Source organism: Arthrobacter sp. (assembly GCF_031179385.1).
Lineage (GTDB): Bacteria > Actinomycetota > Actinomycetes > Actinomycetales > Micrococcaceae > Arthrobacter_D.
In genome coordinates this window covers 1-3,312 of sequence record NZ_JAPSHV010000193.1, presented here as the reverse complement: position 1 = coordinate 3,312, position 3,312 = coordinate 1, and the positions used below count along the sequence as shown (strand labels likewise).

Below are 3,312 nucleotides of genomic sequence, written 5' to 3'. Positions count from 1 at the left end.
GTCGTCGGGCCCGTCCAACGCGCCGTATGCCTCGGTGAAGGGATAGCCCGCCGCGTACGACGGCGCCCACAGCATCTGCGCGGTCGGGGCACCAGCGTCAAGGGCGGCCGCCACGGTCCTGAAGGCGGACACGTAATCAGTCGGTTTCTGCCCCCACTCATACCACGTGCCGTTCATTTCCGGCGCGAAGCGTACGAAAAATGCGGTGCCATATTCCTCGCTGGCGCCCTGCAGGACTTCGCTCAGGCGCACGGCGTCGTCCTCGGTGAGTTCGGCGAGCGGCTTCGAGGGCTCCAGCGTGATGACAATGAGGGAGCCTAGCTGCGCCGCCTGCAGCGCTGTGTTCCGGAGGTCTTCCTCGAGCGAGGGCGTCATCGGGTAAGCGAACGGCCTGCTGAAGAAGGACGGAGTGATTCCGCTCTGCTCTGTGTAGGCAGCCGCGTCGACAGTTGACCAGTCGAGTTCCGCACCGAAGAACAGCCCTTCCTGAGTCGTCACCGCCGGACTTGCGGGTGCCTGCTCCCCGACGCTGTGAGTTTCACCGGCATGGGCAGCAGGAGCAGCCACCGCAAGCCCCGCCGATAACAGCATCAGGGCCATCATCCCGGCCGTCGCGCCCCGTTTCCAGTTCCGGATGGAAGTAATCATCGCGCCGCTTCCTGCTAAGAAACAGCTCGCGCAAGAGGGCGGGGAGCACCCGGCGGGCGCTCCCAGAGGGGCGAGCAGTTGAGACCGTTAGTTGAATCCAAAGTACCTGACCAGGGCGCGTCGATGACGCGCGACGGTCCGGGCAAAGCGTCGGTCTAGTCGACGAACTCTGATTGGATCTCGATGAAATCCCAGTCCTGTGAAGAGAGGGTTGAACCACTTAGATCAGGCCCACCGGCTTCCCGGACGGCATTGGCAGCATCCGGATCCACCTGCGCCGCCCGCGAATTCTCGCGGAACCATTCCTTGTGGGTGGTATCCAGCAGGATCCACCACTGCTCAATGCGAAGCTCCGCCACGATGCACTCCTCACGATCGGTGTGGCTACCAACCGTAGGCTCGTGGAAGCGGCTGCAACATACCTAGCGCTGCTATGCTTTGTTACCTAACAGTCCTAGGTGTCCGGAGCGGCAGTGCGCATTGATAAAGACCTCGTGGCAGCTTCTGCCACTCCCCTGGTCCTCGGCATCCTGGCTGAGGGCGATCTGTACGGGTACGCCATCCTGAAACGCGTGGGAGAGCTCTCCGGGGGCAGCATGCAGTGGACGGACGGCATGCTCTATCCCCTCCTCCACAGGCTTGAAAGACTGGGGTACGTCGACTCGTCCTGGGGCACCTCGGAAGCCGGCCGTCGTCGTAAGCACTACGCTATTACCCCGACCGGCAGGGAAGCTCTTCAGGAGCGCCACCAGCAGTGGACCGTCGTCGCGGACGCGCTGCGGCAGGTCTGGCACACCGCACCAAGACCTCCGGCAGTGACGGAAGGCTGGGCATAATGGCACAGCCGGAACTCGAAGCCCAGATCGACCGGTGGCGAAGCTACGTCCAGCGCCGCCAGGCGATCTCCCCCGCGGATGTCGATGAGCTGGAGGACCACCTCCGCGAACAAATCGCCGAACGGCGTGCCACCGGACTGGATGAGGACGAGGCCTTCCTCGTTGCAATCAAACGCCTTGGCAACCTCGACGCGGTCTCGCGCGAGTTCGCCCGCGAACACTCAGACCGGCTGTGGAAGCAGCTGGTGCTCCTTCCGGAATCAGCACATGACGACGCCGGCACCCCGCCCTGGCGCGAACTGGCAGTAGTTCTCGCGCTGGCCGTCGGCGCAGGCATAGCAGTCAAGCTCGGCTTCACCCTGTTCAACAACGAGAATGCCTTCGCACGCAACATCGGACTGCTCGTGTTCCCGTTCCTCGCTGGCTACTTCGCCTGGAAGCGGCAGCTGACCCTCCGCGTGGGCGCGGTACTAGTGGTTCCCTTTCTGGCTCTCGCCATCGTCCTCAACGTGTATCCCTTCGTTCCAGGCGGTTCCACGGAGATACTCGCCGTTCTGCATGCTCCAGTGGTGCTGTGGATGGTGGTTGGGCTTGCGTACATGGGCGGGCGGTGGCGGTCAGACGGCCGCCGGATGGATTTCGTCCGCTTCACCGGCGAGTTCGCCATCTACTACGTCCTGATCGCCCTTGGCGGCGCGGTGCTCGTTGGACTGACACTCGGCGCGTTCTCGCTTATCGGGACGGACTTTGAGCCGGTGCTCGGGCAATGGATTCTGCCGTTCGCAGTGCCCGGAGCCCTGGTCGTCGCGGCCTGGCTCGTCGAGGCCAAGCAGAATGTTGTCGAGAACATTGCACCGGTCCTCACACGCATCTTCACGCCGCTCACCATCGTGATGCTGCTCGCGTTGCTTGGAGTCATCGCTGCAGCAGGTGGCCTGGCCGACGTCGACCGTGAGCTGCTGATCCTCATGGACGCCATCTTGATCCTGGTGCTGGCGCTACTGCTTTATTCCATCTCCGCACGGGACTCGCTGGCCAGGCCCGGCCTTTTCGACGGTCTGCAGCTGTTACTGGTCGTGGCCGCCATAGCGGTCGATGCCGTAATGCTGACCGCAATGCTCACCCGTATCGCGGAGTTCGGATTCAGCCCGAACAAGATCGCCGCGCTCGGCCTCAACCTGCTCCTGCTTGTGCACCTGGTGCGGGCCGCGTGGTTGACCATCGGCTTCCTGCGGGGACGGCGCGCGTTCCTGCAACTGGAGACCTGGCAAACCCGATACCTGCCCGTCTATGGTGCGTGGGCCGCCGTCGTCGTCATGGTATTTCCCCCGGTGTTCAGCTTCGCCTGACCGGACGCAGGCAGGTGCGAAAAGCGGCATGCCCGAGCAGAAGCCGCTCGGGCATGCCGCCTTCTACTGGAAGTGTCAGTCGGTCGCCAGGCTGGCAAGCGTCAAGCGCTCAGCTCCGATCGTCGTGTCTTCACCGTGGCCGGTGTGAACCACCGTTTCATCGGGAAGTGCGAGGAGTTTGTCCTGGATGGAGGCCAGAATGGTCGGGTAATCACTGTAGGACCGCCCTGTTGCTCCTGGGCCGCCGTTGAAGAGCGTGTCGCCGGTGAAGACGACGTTCTGCTCCGCAAGCAGGAAGCAACTGGAACCAGGCGAATGGCCCGGCGTGTGCAACGCCCGCAATTCCGCACCCGCGATCTGAAAGACGTCGCCGTCCTTGAGCTGTTTATCCGGTTGCACGTCCAAGTAGACCTGTTCCCACAGAACCACATCATCGGGATGCAGGTAGACGGGCGCGTTGACCGTTTCGGCTACCTGGC

The 3,312-nt window shown here is 63.3% G+C and carries 4 protein-coding genes and 1 pseudogene; 2 read left to right on the top strand and 3 right to left on the bottom strand.

The features are described 5' to 3' along the window. Together RIF85_RS15290 and RIF85_RS15285 are read right to left on the bottom strand one after the other, a co-directional pair. Positions 1 to 648, bottom strand: a pseudogene (locus RIF85_RS15290) (acyltransferase domain-containing protein); the annotation flags it as partial. A gap of 155 nt (positions 649 to 803) precedes the next feature. Then, positions 804 to 1,007, bottom strand: a complete 204-nt coding sequence (locus tag RIF85_RS15285; RefSeq protein WP_309072760.1) for a hypothetical protein — start codon at positions 1,005 to 1,007, stop codon at positions 804 to 806. 114 nt (positions 1,008 to 1,121) lie between these two features. Between RIF85_RS15285 and RIF85_RS15280 the strand changes: the two genes are divergently transcribed. Together RIF85_RS15280 and RIF85_RS15275 are read left to right on the top strand one after the other, a co-directional pair. Then, the gene (locus RIF85_RS15280; RefSeq protein ID WP_309072759.1) at positions 1,122 to 1,484 is read left to right on the top strand and encodes a helix-turn-helix transcriptional regulator; all 363 of its coding nucleotides are present in this window, start codon (positions 1,122 to 1,124) and stop codon (positions 1,482 to 1,484) included. Next, positions 1,484 to 2,833: a permease prefix domain 1-containing protein gene (locus tag RIF85_RS15275; RefSeq protein ID WP_309072758.1), complete on the top strand. Its 1,350-nt coding sequence runs from the start codon at positions 1,484 to 1,486 to the stop codon at positions 2,831 to 2,833. The genes RIF85_RS15280 and RIF85_RS15275 overlap by 1 nt, the downstream gene beginning before the upstream one ends. Before the next feature lie 75 nt (positions 2,834 to 2,908). On the opposite strand, the gene RIF85_RS15270 is transcribed toward RIF85_RS15275, so the two are convergent. Then, the coding region (locus tag RIF85_RS15270; RefSeq protein WP_309072757.1) for an MBL fold metallo-hydrolase at positions 2,909 to 3,312 on the bottom strand (404 nt) is incomplete at its 5' end.